Genomic DNA, 16,952 nt, shown 5'->3' with positions numbered 1-16,952 from the left:
GCACCTATGAGGCTCAGGTCACACGACCGAGTTGTGAACGTTAACCAACGGCAACAAAGCCGGGCTGGGCCGTGCGTGCTGCGGAGGCCGCAGGGACGAAGGTGGAGGCTGCGGCGAGAGACGCACCGGCGATCGCGACGCTCGCGCCGTTGCGGCTGGCGCGCTCGGCGATCGAGGCGAAGTACTTCTCGCGGCGACGCTGCGCGACGCCGTCCGGCTGTGCCGAGGCCGGCACGTGCGACGGGTCGAGGTGCGTGTTGAGACCGTCGCGGAGCAGGACCATCGCCTCGGCGCGGAGCTGGCTGACACGCGACTGGGTGACGCCCATGTCTTTGGCGATGTCGGTGACGGAACGGTCCTCGAAGAAGACCTGCTCGACGACCTCGCGCAGGCGCTCAGGGAGCGTCGCGACGGCGGCATGGAGGTAGCGCAGACGCTCGCCGGTCAGGAGGGCCTCTTCGGGGCCGACCTCACGGGTGGGGAGCACCTCGGCGAGAGCGCCGTCGTATCCCTCGAGGGACAGCACCCGGGTCGCGGCGTGCTCGCGGGCCGTGTCGACCTCGGAGACCTCGACGCCGAGCGAGGCGGCAAGCTCTTCACGGGTCGGTGTGCGCCCGAGCTGTGCGGTGAGCTCGTCCGCGACCGTCGTGAGCTTGCGGACGCGCTGACGGGCACCGCGGGAGACCCAGTCCATCGAGCGGAGCTCGTCGACCATGGCGCCCTTGATGCGGATCGCTGCATAACGGTTGAACGGCACCCCCGTCGTCGCGTCGTAGGCCCGTGCGGCCTGGACGAGAGCGAGTGCGCCAGCGGATGCGAGATCGTCCCGGGAGACGTGGCTCGGTACACGCATGAGCATCTCGCTGACGTGGTACCCGATCAGCGGGAGGTTCTCGGTGACCAGCTCTGAGCGGTCCGTGTCCATCGGTTGCATGCGTCAAATATCCGGGTGGAACCGTGAGAACTCAACCCCCTGGCAACCGTTTTCACCCGACACTGCACACATCCGTTACCTCCCCGCAATGGGGAGAACTACCCATGCACTCCCCATGACGGATCTTCACACTCTGCTCACACCGCTCTCACCTGCAGAGATAGGTCGGCTTCACCCCCTGCGCCCCACCGATTTCAGCCATATCCTGGATCTGAGGTCCCCATGGGGTCCCCATCGACGTATCTAGCCTGTCGAAACCCTCATGCGGCCCCTTGCACTTCCGATATGACCCTTGAACGACCTGGCACCCTCGCTGGTCGTGACCATCGTTGAGGAGTTGAAGCACCCATGAGCCTGCAAGCGCTGACAAGCGTCCTGTGGCGCGAGCGCCAGCTCCTCGAGCTCTTGCTGTTCAAGCTCGAGGAAGAGCAGCTGCTGCTCACCTCCGGACGGACGCGCTGGCTGAGCCACGCGACCCGCGAGGTAGAGAACGTGCTGGAACAGATCCGTGAGGTCGAGCTCGGACGGTCCGTCGAGTCGGACGCCGTCGCCCGCACCCTCGGGCTCGAGGCAGGCCGCAGCCTGTCCGAGCTCGCTGACAAGGCCCCTGAGCCGTGGGACGACCTCCTGCGCGCCCACCGCCAGGCCTTCATCGAGATCACGCACCAGATCGACTCGCTCGCCGCAGGCAACCGTGAGCTCCTCCTCACGTCCCACCGTGCGACGCAAGAGGCGCTGGCCAACCTCCAGCAGGACTCCAGCACATACGACTCGTCAGGCTCGACGGCGCCTCGCGAGGTCGCCGCCCGACTTCTCGACCAGAGCTTCTGAGGACCACATGAGCACCTTCTCCGGACTGTCCACCGCGCTCACGGCCCTGACCGCACAGCGCCAGGCGCTCGAGGTCGCAGGGCAGAACATCGCCAACTCCAACACGGTGGGCTACACCCGCCAGCGCGCCGAGCTCCAGTCTGTCGGATCCGGCCAGAGCGCGACGATGTTCTCGCAAGGCAGCTCGGTCGGCAACGGCGTCCAGGTCAGCGGCATCAGCCGTCTCGGCGACCTGTTCCTCGACGCTCGCGTCCGCACCACGACGTCGTCCGCTGCGTTCCTCGCAGCGCGCTCTGAGGCATACACCCGCCTAGAGTCGACCATCGCGGAGCCTGGCACCAACGGCATCGCCGCAGAGCTCGACGACTTCTGGGCGACGTGGCAAGACGTGTCGAACAACCCGACGAGCGCCGCCGCCGGGCAGGTGCTCATCGAGAGCGCGAACTCCGTCCAGCGCGCGATCTCGACGGGCTACAGCGCCGTCTCTACCCAGTGGGACCAGACGCGCGCCAAGGCCGACACCCTCGTCTCAGAGATCAACACGACCGCTGCCTCCGTCGCAGAGCTCAACGAGAAGATCCGGTCCATCACCGTCTCCGGCGGCAACGCCAACGAGCTCATCGACCAGCGCAACGTCCTGACGACCTCGCTCGCGTCCCTCGCTGGGGCCACCGTCCGGGAGTACCCCGACGGCACCGCCGACGTGAACATCGGCGGCAACTCCATCGTCTCCGGGATCCGGGCCCAGAAGCTCGCCGTCGCCGGTGGCACCACCGTGACGGGAGCAACGGGCACGGACGCAGTCCGGGTCGTCTGGGACCGCGTCCCCGCCGGGACCACGGCGGCCCTCGGCGGCGGAGAGCTCGCCGGTGTGCTCAGCGTCCTCGCCCCAGCCGACAGCCAAGGGACAGGCGGACTCCTCGCCGAGGCCGCCGCCTCGTACAACGCCCTCGCGACCAAGGTCGCGACGAGCGTCAACACGATCCACGAGTCCGCCCGCGCCGACGGATCCACGGGCGGCCCCATCTTCACCATCTCGGCCACCGGGCCGGCTGCGCTCACGCTCGCTGTCGCCATCACCGACCCCTCCGAGATCAATCCTGGTCAGGGCGGCGCGGACGGCTCGATCGCCGACGCGATCTCCCAGATCGGCAGCGCTGCCGGCAGCCCCGACGAAGCATGGTCCTCGTTCGTCGTCGCCATCGGTGTGAAGTCCAAGGCCGCGACACAGAGCGCCGTCGTCGCCGAGAGCGCACGCGCCACCGCCGACAACCTCCAGCTCGCACAGACCAGCGTCGACCTCGATGAGGAGAGCGTGAACATGCTCGCCTTCCAGCGCTCGTATCAGGGCGCTGCACGCGTCATGACCGCCATCGACGAGATGCTCGACCAGCTCATCAACCGAACGGGAGTCGTTGGACGATGATCACGCGCGTCACGCACCAGTCCACGCAGCGCATGTCGCTCGCGAACATGCAGGCCAACCTGGCAAAGATGTCAGACCTCCAGTCGCAGGCCTCGAGCGGAAAGCTCATCAACAAGGCCTCCGACGACCCAGCCAAGGCTGCTGAGGCGATGGCGCTGCGCAAAGAGCAGCGCGCCACCGAGCAGTACGCCCGCAACGCCCAGGACGGCGTCAGCTGGCTCAACACCGTCGACAGCGCGATCCAGTCGTCGGTCGACTTCATGCAACGAGCACGCGACCTCACGGTCCAGGGCGCCAACACCGGTGCGATCGGGGCTGCTGGTCGCGACGCGCTCGCTGTCGAGATCGAAGGCATCCGGGACGCGCTGCTCGGGCAGGCGAACACCACGTACATCGGCCGCTCCGTCTTCGCCGGGACAGCCAACGGGAGCGCCTTCACCACAGCGACCGACCCTGTGACAGGCGACGTCTCCTACACCGCTGCGACCGTGCACGGGACCGTCGAGCGCCGGGTCGGGGAGAACACCACCGTCCGCGTCGACGCCGACGGCGCAGCCGTGTTCGGCGACGGCGCAGCGTCCGTCTTCTCCCTCCTCACCAACATCGCCGCCGATCTGCGCAACCCAGGAGTGAACGTGTCCACGCGACTGACCGAGATCGACTCACGCATCCAGTCCATGCTGAGCGTCGGCTCGAGCGTCGGAGCACGGACCAACCAGCTCACAGCGGCGCAAGACACGCTGTCGAACCAGTCCATGACCCTCGCGAGCGACCTCTCCGGTGTCGAGGACATCGACCTCGCCCAGACGATCATCGAGCTGCAGATGCAGGAGGTCGGCTACAAGGCCGCCCTCGGCGCTGCCGCGCGTGTGCTCCAGCCGAGCCTCATGGACTACCTCCAGTGATCTCCTCGGTGCACTTCCTCGAGTCGCTCGCCGGCCTTCCTGGCTCGAAGGACTACGTCCTCACACCGCTCGACGACGCCGGGCTGCTCTTCACGCTGCGCGCCGGCGCCGACGGCGCACCGCGCCTGTTCATGGTCCAGCCAGGCCCGTACTTCGCGGAGTACGCGCCAGCGATCGCCGGCGAGGCCCTCGCCTCGCTCGGACTGACCAGCGACGACGACCGGTGCGCTGTGCTCGTCATCGTGACCCCCGGCTCCGAGCAAGCACCGACGACCGCGAACCTCCTCGCACCCATCGTCCTGAACACAGAGACCGGGGACGCTCTGCAAGTCATCCTCGACGGAGCGCCGTGGCCCCTGCGCGCACCGCTCGTGGCAGCCTGACGCCCCCATCTGCACGCCGCCGCCACGCCCCCACGCGGCATACCACCTGAGGAACCTCATGGAACTCGCCAGCTCGCAGTCGCCGTCACCGACGGCTCTTCCCCCAGCGCACCGCGCGCCCCCCAGCCCGACGCCAGCCGCGCACCTGGAGGCCCGTCCTCGGCGGTGTCCACCGCTGCGCCCGCGTTCAGCCGCCTCGCGATCGTCGACCGTCAGCGCCGTGTCCTCGCGTACGCGCTCCCGATCACGAACGCCGCTGGGCGCACACCCGCCGACCTCAGCGCGCTGCTGCACGAGGCGTACGAGTCGCTCGACCTCGAGAAGTACATCGCCGACCGCCCGGCGTTCATCTGGGGCACGGCCGAGATGCTCGACGGCACCCAGTCGCTGCCTCCTGCGTCCGGCGGCCTCGGCCTGCTCATCCACCCGAACGCGACCCTGCGGGCCGACGGAGCAGAGCACGTCATCGCCCTCTCCGAGCACAAGGTCCCGACCATCCTCGTCAACTTCGAGGGCACCCCGGGCCAGCGCGCTCTCTTGCCGTTCGTCACGCACGTCATGATCGACATCTCCAACCCGGCGCTCGCGCTCCCCGGCCTCATCGAGATCGCGCACAACGCCGGGATCAGCGTCATCGCGGAGAACGTCCGCGGCAAGTCCGGCCCGGCCAAGGCATGGACGCTCGGCGTCGACTACATCATGGGTTCGATCTACCAGCACGAGCGCCCCGCAGCTCAGCGCAGCCTCGCGCCGGGCGAGATCCAGTGCCTCGAGGTCGTCCGGCTGCTCGCCCAGGACGAGGTCGACACGGCGAGGATCGCAGCAGTCCTCGGGAGCGACCCCGAGATGGCTGTGCGGGTGCTCCACCTCGTCAACTCCGTCGCCGTCGGGCTGCCCCAGCGCGTCGACTCGTTGCACCGGTCGATCGTCATGCTCGGACCGACCCGCCTCACCACGCTCGTCATGGCGTCACTCATCAGCTCGCGCGTCCAGCAGATGGACGCGCTGTGGTTCCTCCTCGCACGTGCCGCGGCCTGCCGCGAGCTCATCGGAGACGACACCGGCTACACGGTGGGGCTCCTCTCAGCGTTCGCCGAAGAGACCGGCATCCCCATCGACATCCTCATCGAGAAGACCCTCGTGTCGGCCGAGGTCGCTGCGGCGCTCTCGAGCTACGAGGGTGAGCTCGGCGCCACGCTCCGCGCGGTCGTCGCTCACGAGCACGGGGACATCCAGAGCATCACCGAGACGTCGTGGACGCCGGAGCAGGTCTCCGAGGCATACCTCACCGCCCTCCCCTGGGCGCTCGACACGGTCCGCCAGCTCAACCTCTGACCCGCCGGGCGCCTCCGTCGAGGCGCCCGGTCCGGTCACCGCGACACGGCGGTCCGGTCCCAGGCGTTCTCGGCAGTGATCTCCGCTGCCCGGCCTGCGTCACGCAGGACGATCTCGATCGCGTGGCGCGACGCCCACAGCCCGGCGGCCTGGGCGAGGCCGCGCGCTGCCGCGACCTCGGGGATCTCGGACGCCGCGACGTGCACGCCACCATCCGTCGTGACCCACCACTCGACCGCTGTGCCGTCGACCACGAGCTCGTCATGGATCGTCCACGTCGCCGGAAAGGTGTCGCTGGTGCGTCCCACCACGAGTGCGAGCCGCTCGGGCACCGAGCGCTCGTCGGTGTCCTCGCTCGCACGGACCGCGACGACGGACGCATCAGCGACAGCAGCGTCCAGGGCGTCGGCGACCTCGTCGATCGACACCGGGTCCGCGACCGGGACGACAGCCCGCAGCTGAGCCCACATAGGCTCCCCCGCGACGACGACATCGTCCGCGGCGACCACCCGTGGGACACCGCCCTGGAGCGCCACGACCCGTCCGGGGAGCGGATCGAGCTCGAGCCCGGCCGCGGCCGCCGTCGCGAGCGCCGACCACACAGCACGCGCGACGGGCATCGTGACCGGGGCGCCCACCTCGGGCAGCCCCGACCAGAACGCGTCCCAGCCCGCAGGGTCCGCGACGGAGAGGAACGTCTCCAGGTCGGTCACGTCGCGGATCGCACCGAGCGCCTCGAGGACGCGGTCGTCCACGACGCCGGCAAGCTCAGCGGGGGCGGCCGGCAGCACGACGCCCAGCCCCGCGTCCGCGCCGGCACCGTGAACTCCGTCGGCCCGCTGCACACCGTCGGCCCGCGACGCGGCAGCCGGCGCAGCGAACGGGGCGCGCAGCACGTCACGCAGACACCACGCGGTGTAGGAGACCGCGGTCGGCGCCTCTCCGCCGGAACCCGAGCCCTCGCGCCGAGGCTCTGCCTGGGCGCTCCCGAGCGCATCGAGAGGACGGACCGGGGTGAGGAGCGCTGCGCGCGCGTCTGGCTCGTGCGTGAGGACGTCGACGACGGCGCCCCACGCGTCGTCGTGGACCACATCGAGGTCGGCGACGACGCGGAGGTCCCCGACCGGTCGGTCTGCACCGAGCACGGCCGTGAGGTAGTCGTCGTACTCGTCCCAGCCCGAGACCTGCTGGTCCGGGTTCTCGTCCCGAGACCTGCGGTCGTCGTCTCCGCGGAGACGTGCGCCCTGGCCGGTGAGGTGCTCGTCGACCGTCCGCACGACCAGGTGCTCCCGCACCCCGAGGATCCGGGCGGTCGTCGCAGCAAGCGGAGCCCAGCGGTCCGGCACGTCGACGACCGCAAGATCGAGGTGCTCGGCCGCCCACGAACCAGGCTGCGCGAGCTCGTCAGCAGCCCGCCACGACCCGTCGTCCGCCGGCAGGGGCAACGACCCGACCCAGGACGGCACCTCGTGGCCGAGCGGCTCGCGGGTCTCGCGGTGCTCAGGGTTCTCCGCGACACCAGCGAGCAGCGCAAGGAGCGCAGCGAGGTCGTCGGGCCACCCCTCAGCCACCTCGACGTCCGAGTCGAGCAGGTCGTCCGCAAGGTCCCGGGCGACCGCCTCGACAGCCGGGAGCGCAAGAACCTGCGGATCGTCGCCCGCCAGGGCGCCCAGGCGCACGAGGACCGGATGGGCAGCACCCGCGTGCACGACGCGCAGCCCGAGCGCAGCCACAGCAGGCCCAGCGACGACCAGCCCGCGCGGTCCACGTGTCGTCGTCCCGTCTGCCAGCGGCACGAGGATCCCACCGAGCGCCTCACGGACGGTGCGGTCCCCGTCGACGTAGGGCGCCAGAGCGTCGTAGAGATGCCACCACTGCGGCGGTGTCAGGCCTGCTGGTAGGGAGTCGACGACATCGGCGAGAGACATCGTCGTCGCGCCGAGGAGCCGTGCGGCCGCGCGGTGCTTCGCCGGCACCGAGACCACCCCGAGGCCGGTGACGCTCAGCGCGTCGACGAGAGCGTCACCGACGTCCCCGTCGATGAGCACCGTGCCGGACGCCAACCGCCCGGCGAGGATCGGTGCGGCCCGCAGCGCCGTCAGGGCGGCCTCGCGGAGCTCGGCGTCGAGCCGGCCTCCGGGCAGGCCGGTCGGTACGAGCTCGAGCGGCTGCGGGACCAGGAGCGCCAGGTCAGCGAGCGCACGGCCGGCCTCGCTCGCCACGAGGTCCGCCAGCGCACCGGGCGCCACGTGGCGACGCGACGGATCGAGCGGGAAGGACGCGACGAGCAGGGCCGGGACCGTGAGCGGCTCGTCTGTCGGGGTCGGTGCGTGCACCACGCCGTCGTCGGCGAGCCGTCCTCGGCCGCCGCCGTCACACCGGACCGCCCACGTGACGGACCACGACGCCGCTGAGCGTTCCTCGACCGGGCGATCAGCGAGGAGCGCAGACGGCACGGCTCCCGTCCGCGTGACCGCGATCCACCGGCTCACGACGTCAGCGAGGACCCTGACGTCCCCGTCGGTCTCGACACGGATCTCGCCCAGCGACGGGAGAGCGAGCAGGAGGGCGTCGTCCAGGAGCGCGAGCTGGGCTCGGACCGCCGCCAGCGCGGCCGCGTCGCGCAGCCGCAAGACGACCGCGGTCGTGTAGCCCGCGGGGACTGCCGGGGTCGTGGTGGTCGCAGCGTACGCCGTCGCAGGGGTGGCTGTGGGGATAGTGACTGTCGGGGTGGTGATGCCTGCGCCGAGAGGCGTCGGCAGCCGCAGCACGGGCAGCGATCCTCCCCGGGCCTCCACCTCGGTGCGGAGCCCGGACGACCGAGCGACCGCTCCGGCGAGCACTGCCCTCGACCCCTCGACCGAGAACCGGACGCCGCCCCCGGCGGAGACCACGCTGACATCGTCGGAGACCGACCGGACGGCGGCGAAGCCGACGCCGAACCTGCCCACCAGCCGGGGTCGCTCGACAGATGTGTCCTGGCCGCTGCCAGGCGCGCGAGCGTCGCCGGGTGCGCTGGGCCGTTTCGCTGAGGCACGCAGGGACGCGAGCGACGCCACCCCGGAGGCGGCGAGCGCTTCCCCGGTGTTCGCGGCGAGGAGCGTCGCACCGCCAGCGCCGTCGTCGGTCAGGCGAAGGAGGAGCCGCCCAGGCTCGCCGAGGCGCGCGGCGGCGTCGGCCGCGTTCTGCGCGAGCTCGACGACGACCCGGTCGCGGTAGTACCCGCGACCGTGATCCTCTTCCGTGTTCGCGTCCTCACGGAAACGAGCAGGCGACCGCTCCCAGGCGGCGAGCACCGCGGAGCGCAGCTCCGCGGTGCCGAACGGATCGTCCGCCTGCCCGACGCGATCGGTGGTCACGGCTCGGGGGCCGGCTCCACATCGGACGCGCTCTCGGAGACGGACGCGGTGTCGGTGGCCGACACGGTGTCGGTGGCCGACGCGCTGTCAGTGCTGGGCGCACTGTCAGTGGCGGAGGCGTTGTCAGTGACCGACGCACTGTCGGTCGCCGAGGCACCGTCGGTGGATGCCGACGGCTCGTGGTCTTCGGATGCTGGGTCACCAGGCATCGACACGGTCTCGAGGGTCATCTCGTTGATGATCGGGTCGGGTGCGGGCCAGTCGGTCGGGTGGGTCGCGACCTCGGTCTCGGAGTGCGCGCCGCACCCGTAGTCGAGGGACACGACTCGTCCGTCGGCGTCCGACCAAGCGTTGGCGCAGACGCCGAAGACCTGTCCGAGCGCACCCTGGAGCGGGACGATGAAACCGCAGGAGCCACAGCCTGCGGCCGACTGGATGGCGCCGGGTGCCGTCGGCCCACGGATGCCCTCGTACCAGCGTTGCGCGGCTTCGTCGCGACCTTCGGGCGCCAGGACACGTACGCGGGCGAGCGCAAGCTCCTCGATAGCGACGCGGTCTTCGTCGTCGTCACCTGTCGGCGTGTAGCCGGGAACGAGCCGTGGGTCGTCGTGGTGGAAGGGCAGGACGTCGCCGGGGCCGATGTCGCCCGGGCGAAGACGCTCGGACCACGGCAACCAGTCGGGCGCGAGGATCGCGCCGTCGCCGGGGAGGAGCTCGACCTCGCAGACCGTGGCGATCTTGGCGCGCGGGGCGCGAGCGACCGTGACGGTCCAGCGCCATCCGCGGTAGCCGCGCATCGTGCACGCGAAGCGGTGGGAGACGAAGCGCTCGGCGTCGGTGGTTGCGCCGAGGTGCTCGCCGACGTCGTCGACGTGCTCGGCACCGGCACGTGCCGCAGCGAGCGCGAGGTCGACGGCGGCGAGGAGCACCGCGTCAGGCTTCGGCCGGGACGTTCGTGTCTTGGTGGGGGTAGATGTAGGTGCAGGCATGTGTTTCTTAGGCCTCGATGTCGTCCGCGATGGCGCGCAGAACCGTGGCGACCTTGGAGGCGGCCGCCTTGTCCGGGTATCGCCCGCGTCGCAAGGAGTTGCCGACACCGTCGAGGAGCTTGATGACGTCCTCGATGATGATCGACATGTCCTCGGCGGGCTTGCGCTGCGCCTTGGCAACCGACGGCACAGGGTCGAGCATCTTGACGGACAGGGCCTGGGGGCCCTTACGACCGTCGGCTACGCCGAACTCCACCCGGGCTCCGGGCTTGGGGGCGGTGATGCCCTCGGGCAGCGCGGAGGCGTGCAGGAAAACCTGCTCGCCGTCTTCGCTGGCGATGAAACCGAAGCCGCGTTCGGCATCGAAGAACTTGACCTTGCCGGTGGGCACGTGAAACCTCGGAGTGCTCGTCGGGATGTGACCTCACAGGATACCGGGCTGCGCATGGTTCCGGAGCGCGGCAGTGAGTCCTTCCCATTATCGGTCCACGACGACCACCCGCCTAACGCACACCCCCGGCACACCAGTTTCACCCACCGCGCGCCCTCCGCATCCCTCCGGGTCGCCACCCGGCTGACAGAAGCGGAAGCGAAAGCGAAAGCGAAAGCAGAAGCAGCCTCCCCGAGCTCGGGCATCTGTCTCGAGCTCGGGCGTTGAACCGCCCGAGCTCGAAACATCTGCCCGAGCTCGGCGGCAACTGGCGCAGCCGGGCCTGCCCAGCCAGGCCCAGCCCGGCCCGGCCCAGCCCGGCCCAGCCCGGCCCAGCCCGGCCCAGCCCAGCCCGGCCCGGCCCAGCCCGGCCCGGCTGACTGGCTGGCTGACTGGCTCGCTTGCTGGCGGGCGGGCTGGCTGACGTGCTGGCGGAGCAGGCGGAGCAGGCCAGCGCAGCAGAGCCTGCGGAGCTAGGTCTTCTAGCCTCAGCGCTCAGGGTGGTGCTGGCCGACACAGGAGCCCTGCTGGCTGAGAGCTGCCCACAAGGCATGGCGCTGACGGTCGGTCCACACCTGAGCCAGGTCACGACCTGCAGGCTTGCGCGACATCGTCTGCTGGTGGCATGGCACCTCAGACCGCGACCACGCTGCGCCACCCACCGCCCCCTCTCGAGCGGGGCGCTCCCCCGCTGCCCACCGTCCGTCTGCCCACCGTCGCTCTTCTGCCCACCGTCTTCCTCGCCCGCGAGCTGTCACCACAGCTCGTCCAGGCCCAGGTCACGTCTGGAGCGTGGACGCGAGTCCGGCGCGGGGCCTACGTCGCCACAGCTTCTCTCCTGCCCGACGCGGCGCCGCAGACCAGGGAGCTCGCGAGGATCGCCGCGGTCGCACGCCAGCTGTCCCCGGCCGTGACGTTCACTCACGAGTCCGCGGCGCTGATCTGGGGCCTGCCGCTGTGGCGCTCCCCCGATCGGGTCCACGTCCACCACCCTTCGCTGCGCTCGGGCCACGCGTCTCAGGACGTGTCGCGCAGCTCTGGGGTGCTCGATGCATCGGACGTCGTCGTGCGCTCCGGGCTCCGGGTCACGTCGTTGGAGCGGACTGTGGTGGACTGCGCACGATCGTCCAGCGCGGTCTCCGGACTCGTCGTCGCTGACGCTGCGCTCAGACGTGGCGTCGATCCGGACTCCTTGCGCGCACGGCTGCAGGACCTGGGGCCTGCCCGGGGCGTCCGGATCGCTCGTGCGGTCATCGATCTCGCGGACGGCGGCGCCGAGTCGCCCTGGGAGTCTGCGACGCGCCTCGTGCTCGTGGGCGCAGGCCTCCCGAGACCGAGCACCCAGGTTCGTGTCGTCACACGTCTGGGGGCGTTCCGCACCGATCTCGGGTGGGAGGACTGGAAGGTTGCTGTCGAGTTCGACGGCCTCGTCAAGTACACGACCCTCGCTGCTGGCGATCCCGGGCGGGTGATCTTCGAGGAGAAACGGCGCCACGACGCGATCGTCGAGGCCGGGTGGCGCGTGGTGCGCGCCACCCGAGAAGACGTGCAGCCGTCGAACAGCCTCCGCGAGCGCGTGCAGCGGCTCCTGCCCGTCGGCGCGCAGTGCCCCCTGCGTCCGGCCCCACACCTCCTCCAGGGCTTCTGACGAACCCGAGGTGGCTGACAACGACGCCAAACGCCCGAGTCGACCTCGGGCATCTGTCTCGATCTCGGGCGATCAACAGCCCGAGATCGAGACAGATGCCCGAGCTCGCCGACCACCGGGACCGGCGCGGCCAGCGGGGCCGACGCAGCCAGCGGGACCGACGGGGCCAGCGCAGCCAGCAGGGCCAGCAGGGCCAGTGCGGCCAGCAGGGCCTGCGCGGCCTGCACGATCGGCGCGGCCAGCACGATCGGTGCAGCCTGCACGATCGGGGCAGCTACCGCGACCGGCACAGGTTCCACGGCCGGCACGCGGAGGGCCGTCGGGGCCTTGGTGAGAGCGGGCGGAAGCGGGCGAAATCGCTGCCGGTCAGCCGCGGGAGCGTGCGGTGCGTGGCAACCTGGCGCGTAAAATTGTGCGGATGGCCACGTTCAGCGATTCGATCCGTGCTCGGAGCGACGAGCACCTCGTCGCGTTGCTCACCCACCGCCCCGATCTTGCATCTCCGTCGCCTGCGACGCTGCTGTCTCTCGCTGCGCGCGCGACGAGCCGCGCGAGCCTCCAGCGCGCGACGAACGCGCTCGACGCGGCTCACCTCGAGGTCCTCGAGTCTGTCACCGTGCTCGAGAGCCTCGGCGAGCACATCACGGCCGACCGCGTCGTCGCGGCGATCACCGGGACCGCGCACGACGACGATGCTGCAGCGGTCCGCGCCATCCTCACGACCTTGGACGAGATGGCGCTCGTCTGGTCGCCCGACGGCACAGCGCTGCGCCCGGCGCCCGGCGTCGACGAGGTCCAGGACGCGTACCCGGGCGGGCTCGGCCCGATCGGCCGGACACAGGACGCCGTTCCCGACCCGGACCTGCTCAAGGACGCCCCGCCCGGTGCGCGCAGCATCCTCTCCGCGCTCACGTGGGGCCCGCCGATCGGCCGGATCCCGACGGTGGCTGGCGCACCGGCGGCGGCTCCGACGCGATGGCTCGTGCAGAACGGGTTCGTCAAGCAGGCGGACGCCCAGCACGTGGTGCTTCCGCGCCGTGTCGCGATGGCGCTGCGTGGCGGCAGGACGCACCAACGGCTCTCCCGGGCACCGTCGGAGGCTGCCGCTGGTCCTTCACAGCGAGCGCCAGAGACTGTCGCGGCGGAGTCGGTGCGTGCTGCCCAGGAGGCGGTCCGCCTCCTCGCCGAGCTCATCAGCACGTGGCAGGTGGCACCGCCGTCCGTGCTCAAGTCGGGCGGCCTGGGTGTGCGAGACCTGCGGAGGCTGGCGGCCCGCCTCGAGGTGAACGACCGGACGGCGGCTCTCGTCACCGAGCTCGCGCTGGTCGCTGGCCTCGTCGTCGACGACGGTGACGACCCGGCGTCGTACTCTCCCACGCTCGATGCGGACGACTGGTTGGCTGCGGACGTCCCGTCGCGGTGGGCGGCGCTCGTCACGGCGTGGTTCGCGACGGCTCGTGCTCCGTGGCTCGTCGGGAGCCGGGACGAGCGCGGGGCACTGCGCAACGCTCTCGAGCCCGAGCTGCACCGAGCGTGGGTGCCGCGGTTGCGCGGTGAGGTGCTGGACGTTCTCGCGGAGGCACCGCTCACGCCGCTCTCGCCTGACGACGTCCTGGCGGTGCTGCGCTGGCGGACGCCCAGGTCGGTACCGCCGATCGATGCTGTCGCCGCGCTCCTGGGCGAGGCGGAGATGCTCGGCGTGACGGGGGCGGGCGCCCTGGCTCCGGGTGGCGCCGTTCTCGCGGACGTCCCGCGTCAGACCGTCCCGGACGACGGTGTGGTCGTCCGGCTGACGACGTGCCTGACGGAGCTGCTCCCGGAGGCCGTCGACGAGATCCTGCTCCAGGGCGACCTGACCGGTGTGGTGCCGGGCCGCCCGTCGCCTGCGCTCGAGGCCCTGCTCGCGGACTCTGCCGACGTCGAGTCTCGTGGTGCGGCGATCACCGTCCGGTTCACGCCGACGTCGGTCACCCGGTCGCTCGACGCGGGCCGCACGGGCGAGGAGTTTCTCGCCGAGCTCGCGCTGCACTCGCGCACCCCGGTGCCGCAACCGCTCGAGTACCTCGTGCGTGATGCTGCGCGTCGGCATGGTCAGGTGCGGCTCGGTGTCGCGTCGAGCTATGTGCGCGTGGAGGACCCGACGCTGCTCGCGGGGCTCATCGACGACCAGCGTCTGCGGCCGCTGGGGTTGTTCCGGATCGCGCCGACGGTGCTCGCGGCGACGGCGCCGATCGGTCAGCTGCTCGCGGCGCTGCGAGAGCGCGGGATGGCGCCGGCGATGGAGGGACCGGACGGCCAGATCGTCCTCGCGGACCGTCGGACCCCACGGGTGCGTGTGCCTGCACGACGCAGCCGGCGTCCGGGGTCTGGGCCGGGCGCACGTCCTGGTGTGCGGCTGCCGGACCGTTCAGCTGTGGCACGGACCGGGCGCGACGACCGTGCAGCCAGGCTCGCGACCCTGGTCGCTGCCCTGCGGCGGGACACCCCCGCGGCGGGCGCGCAGCCTCGGGTCGACGAGGGCTCGGCGTCGGACGGTCCGTCGGACGACCCTGGCACGGGCCGTGCCCGGGGTGCGGGCGAGTACCGCCACCGGGACTCGGTGCGCGGGAGCGCGCTGCCCGGAACAACGGAGCCGGTCGTGGCGTTGGGGATGTTGCGCGAGGCGGCAGCGGACGGTCGTGAGGTGTGGCTCGACATGACGGGGCCGGTCGGCGAGCACCAGCGTCGCCGGGTGCGGCCGCTGCGGGTGGACGCGGGTCGTCTGCGCGCTGTCGACGTGGCGCGTGAGTCTGAGCTCACGGTCGCTGTCCACCGGATCATCAGCGTCGAGCTCGTCCCGGTCGAGACCTGAGTCAGGACAGCCCCCGCGCACGACCCAGCGAACGCACACGAGCACACAGCAGACAGCGAAGGAGTCCCGGATGACCGACGGACCACTGATCGTCCAGAGCGACAAGACCCTTCTCCTCGAGGTAGACCACCCGCGGGCGGACGCTGCCCGACGCGCGATCGCTCCCTTCGCGGAGCTCGAGCGCGCCCCGGAGCACATGCACACCTACCGCCTCACGCCGCTGGGCCTGTGGAACGCGCGGGCTGCTGGGCACGACGCGGAGCAGGTGGTCGCGGTGCTGCTGGAGTTCAGCCGGTACACGGTCCCTCACGCTCTGCTCGTCGACGTCGCGGAGACGATGTCCCGCTATGGCAGGCTCCAGCTCACGACGCACCCGGTCCACGGCCTCGTGCTCCAGGCGACGGACCGTGCGGTTCTCGCCGAGGTGATGAAGTCCAAGCGGACGGCCGGCCTCTTCGGAGACCGGCTCGACGAGGACACCGTCGTCGTCCATCCGTCCGAGCGCGGCAACGTCAAGCAGGTCCTGCTCAAGCTCGGCTGGCCCGCCGAGGACCTCGCGGGCTACGTCGACGGTGAGAAGCACGCCATCGACCTGTCTCCGACGGACCCGGCGAAAGACGACAAGCCGTGGGAGATGCGGCCGTACCAGCGGCACGCCATCGACGGCTTCTGGCACGGCGGCAGCGGCGTCGTCGTGCTGCCGTGCGGGGCCGGCAAGACGATCGTCGGTGCGGGTGCCATGGCGAAGTCGGGCACGACGACGCTCATCCTCGTGACGAACACCGTCAGCGCCCGCCAGTGGCGAGACGAGCTCTTGCGTCGCACGACGCTCACGGACGAGGAGATCGGCGAGTACTCCGGTGCCCGCAAGGACGTCCGGCCGGTGACGATCGCCACCTATCAGGTGCTCACGACGAAGCGCAAGGGCGTGTACACGCACCTCGAGCTGCTCGACGCGCGCGACTGGGGCCTGGTCATCTACGACGAGGTCCACCTGCTGCCGGCGCCGATCTTCCGCATGACGGCGAACCTGCAGGCCCGGCGCCGCCTCGGGCTGACCGCGACGCTCGTCCGCGAGGACGGCCGCGAGGACGAGGTCTTCTCGCTCATCGGCCCGAAGCGCTACGACGCGCCGTGGAAGGACATCGAGGCGCAGGGCTACATCGCGCCTGCGGACTGCGTCGAGGTCAGGCACACGATGCCGGAGCGTGACCGCATGCTCTACGCGACGGCCGAGCCAGAAGACAAGTACCGCCTGGCAGCCTGCGCTCCGGGCAAGATGCGGATCGTCGAGCAGCTGGTCGCGAAGCACGAAGGCGAGCCCACCCTCGTCATCGGTCAGTATCTCGACCAGCTCGAAGAGCTCGGCGAGCATCTCGGTGCGCCGGTCATCACGGGCGCGACGACGGTGCGCGAGCGCCAGCGGCTCTTCGAGGCGTTCCGCACCGGGGAGATCACCAAGCTCGTCGTGAGCAAGGTCGCGAACTTCTCGATCGACCTGCCTGAGGCGTCGGTGGCGATCCAGGTGTCGGGTTCCTTCGGATCGCGGCAGGAGGAGGCGCAGCGTCTCGGTCGTGTCATGCGGCCGAAGGCCGACGGGCGCACGGCGCACTTCTACGCCGTCGTCTCGCGCGACACGGTCGACCAAGACTTCGCAGCGCACCGGCAGCGGTTCCTGGCCGAGCAGGGGTACGCCTACCGGATCGTCGACGCGGAAGACCTCGAGGGGCTCGCGGAAGCGGACGGCCCGGCGGGTCAGGCCTAGGCCTGCTGCGCTCTCGGGACGGTGTGCGCGACGCCGTCCCGAGGATCTCGTGGCACGAGGCCGCGTTGCGCTTTACCCATGCTTGGTCAAGGATCG

General features: G+C 71.0%; 12 protein-coding genes. 8 read left to right on the top strand and 4 right to left on the bottom strand.

Features of this window, described 5'->3' with window-relative positions:
• Window positions 1-40 precede the first annotated feature (40 nt).
• Window positions 41-934, bottom strand: a complete 894-nt coding sequence (locus tag ATL42_RS00205; RefSeq protein WP_245861881.1) for a sigma-70 family RNA polymerase sigma factor — start codon at window positions 932-934, stop codon at window positions 41-43.
• A gap of 348 nt (window positions 935-1,282) precedes the next feature.
• Here ATL42_RS00205 and flgN point away from each other — a divergent pair, with 348 nt between their 5' ends.
• From flgN to ATL42_RS00180, 5 genes are all read left to right on the top strand, one after another.
• Window positions 1,283-1,765: a flagellar export chaperone FlgN gene (flgN, locus tag ATL42_RS00200; protein WP_098453622.1), complete on the top strand. Its 483-nt coding sequence runs from the start codon at window positions 1,283-1,285 to the stop codon at window positions 1,763-1,765.
• 7 nt (window positions 1,766-1,772) lie between these two features.
• Window positions 1,773-3,191: a flagellar hook-associated protein FlgK gene (flgK, locus tag ATL42_RS00195; protein WP_098453621.1), complete on the top strand. Its 1,419-nt coding sequence runs from the start codon at window positions 1,773-1,775 to the stop codon at window positions 3,189-3,191.
• Window positions 3,188-4,096 carry a flagellar hook-associated protein FlgL gene (flgL, locus tag ATL42_RS00190; protein WP_098453620.1) on the top strand — a complete coding sequence of 303 codons (909 nt, stop codon included), beginning with the start codon at window positions 3,188-3,190 and terminating at the stop codon, window positions 4,094-4,096. The genes flgK and flgL overlap by 4 nt, the downstream gene beginning before the upstream one ends.
• Complete coding sequence (locus ATL42_RS00185; protein ID WP_098453619.1) at window positions 4,093-4,479, top strand: flagellar assembly protein FliW; 387 nt, start codon at window positions 4,093-4,095, stop codon at window positions 4,477-4,479. Before flgL ends, ATL42_RS00185 begins: the two co-directional genes overlap by 4 nt.
• A gap of 165 nt (window positions 4,480-4,644) precedes the next feature.
• Window positions 4,645-5,814 carry an EAL and HDOD domain-containing protein gene (locus ATL42_RS00180; protein WP_098453618.1) on the top strand — a complete coding sequence of 390 codons (1,170 nt, stop codon included), beginning with the start codon at window positions 4,645-4,647 and terminating at the stop codon, window positions 5,812-5,814.
• Between the two features lie 35 nt (window positions 5,815-5,849).
• Here ATL42_RS00180 and ATL42_RS00175 read toward each other — a convergent pair whose 3' ends face one another.
• Genes ATL42_RS00175 through ATL42_RS00165 form a run of 3 tightly spaced genes read right to left on the bottom strand, consistent with a single transcriptional unit; the run spans window position 5,850 to window position 10,553 of the window.
• Window positions 5,850-9,173 carry a sacsin N-terminal ATP-binding-like domain-containing protein gene (locus ATL42_RS00175; protein ID WP_098453617.1) on the bottom strand — a complete coding sequence of 1,108 codons (3,324 nt, stop codon included), beginning with the start codon at window positions 9,171-9,173 and terminating at the stop codon, window positions 5,850-5,852.
• Entirely contained in the window at window positions 9,170-10,162 is a 993-nt protein-coding gene (locus tag ATL42_RS00170; RefSeq protein WP_098453616.1) for a DUF3027 domain-containing protein, read from the bottom strand. Before ATL42_RS00170 ends, ATL42_RS00175 begins: the two co-directional genes overlap by 4 nt.
• A 7-nt stretch (window positions 10,163-10,169) precedes the next feature.
• Complete coding sequence (locus ATL42_RS00165; RefSeq protein WP_098453615.1) at window positions 10,170-10,553, bottom strand: cold-shock protein; 384 nt, start codon at window positions 10,551-10,553, stop codon at window positions 10,170-10,172.
• A gap of 664 nt (window positions 10,554-11,217) precedes the next feature.
• Here ATL42_RS00165 and ATL42_RS00155 point away from each other — a divergent pair.
• The 3 genes from ATL42_RS00155 to ATL42_RS00140 all read left to right on the top strand — a co-directional run bounded on the left by ATL42_RS00155 (window position 11,218) and on the right by ATL42_RS00140 (window position 16,856).
• Window positions 11,218-12,240, top strand: a complete 1,023-nt coding sequence (locus ATL42_RS00155; RefSeq protein ID WP_098453614.1) for a hypothetical protein — start codon at window positions 11,218-11,220, stop codon at window positions 12,238-12,240.
• A 418-nt stretch (window positions 12,241-12,658) separates the two neighbouring features.
• Window positions 12,659-15,091 (top strand): helicase-associated domain-containing protein, encoded by a 2,433-nt coding sequence (locus ATL42_RS00145; protein WP_098453613.1) that lies wholly within the window; start codon window positions 12,659-12,661, stop codon window positions 15,089-15,091.
• 70 nt (window positions 15,092-15,161) lie between these two features.
• Window positions 15,162-16,856 (top strand): DNA repair helicase XPB, encoded by a 1,695-nt coding sequence (locus tag ATL42_RS00140; RefSeq protein ID WP_098453612.1) that lies wholly within the window; start codon window positions 15,162-15,164, stop codon window positions 16,854-16,856.
• The last annotated feature ends 96 nt before the right edge of the window (window positions 16,857-16,952 follow it).

This window comes from Sanguibacter antarcticus (assembly GCF_002564005.1).
Classification (GTDB): Bacteria; Actinomycetota; Actinomycetes; order Actinomycetales; family Cellulomonadaceae; genus Sanguibacter; species Sanguibacter antarcticus.
The sequence above is the reverse complement of the archived record's forward strand: the minus strand, read 5'-3'. Positions and strand labels throughout refer to the sequence as shown.

Excerpts from the sequence above, each read along its gene's own strand:
- ATL42_RS00205 (WP_245861881.1), bottom strand. The coding sequence starts at position 934 with ATGCAACCGATGGACACGGACCGCTCAGAGCTGGTCACCGAGAACCTC.
- flgN (WP_098453622.1), top strand. The coding sequence starts at position 1,283 with ATGAGCCTGCAAGCGCTGACAAGCGTCCTGTGGCGCGAGCGCCAGCTC.
- flgK (WP_098453621.1), top strand. The coding sequence starts at position 1,773 with ATGAGCACCTTCTCCGGACTGTCCACCGCGCTCACGGCCCTGACCGCA.
- flgL (WP_098453620.1), top strand. The coding sequence starts at position 3,188 with ATGATCACGCGCGTCACGCACCAGTCCACGCAGCGCATGTCGCTCGCG.
- ATL42_RS00170 (WP_098453616.1), bottom strand. The coding sequence starts at position 10,162 with ATGCCTGCACCTACATCTACCCCCACCAAGACACGAACGTCCCGGCCG.
- ATL42_RS00155 (WP_098453614.1), top strand. The coding sequence starts at position 11,218 with ATGGCACCTCAGACCGCGACCACGCTGCGCCACCCACCGCCCCCTCTC.
- ATL42_RS00145 (WP_098453613.1), top strand. The coding sequence starts at position 12,659 with ATGGCCACGTTCAGCGATTCGATCCGTGCTCGGAGCGACGAGCACCTC.
- ATL42_RS00140 (WP_098453612.1), top strand. The coding sequence starts at position 15,162 with ATGACCGACGGACCACTGATCGTCCAGAGCGACAAGACCCTTCTCCTC.